The 262-nt window shown below is 71.8% G+C and carries 1 protein-coding gene; it reads left to right on the top strand.

The features are described 5' to 3' along the window. A partial coding sequence (locus tag HKX41_12025; GenBank protein NNC24862.1) for a hypothetical protein occupies nt 1-170 on the top strand: 170 nt, incomplete at its 5' end. Nucleotides 171-262 lie beyond the last annotated feature (92 nt).

Raw genomic sequence — 262 nt, 5'->3', positions numbered from 1 at the left:
CGCTGACCGAGCCGGGTACCTCTCCGGGCGGTGACCCCCGCGCGGTCGAGACGCCGAAGACGCTCGAATCGGTCGACGCCGCGGCCGACGAGGAGTACTTCGTTCAGGACGGCAACGCAGGGCCGCTGTACGGCGTCGTCGACGTGGAGGTGGTCGTATGGCGGATGTGACCGACGCCTTCGAGCGCGCGAGCGACGCGGTTGGTGAGGCGAGGGAGTCGGCCGGGGAGAGGGCTCTCGGTGGCGACGACCGCGGCCAGCTG

This window comes from Salifodinibacter halophilus (assembly GCA_012999515.1).
GTDB lineage: Bacteria > Pseudomonadota > Gammaproteobacteria > Nevskiales > Salinisphaeraceae > Salifodinibacter > Salifodinibacter halophilus.
The sequence above is the reverse complement of the archived record's forward strand: the minus strand, read 5'-3'. Positions and strand labels throughout refer to the sequence as shown.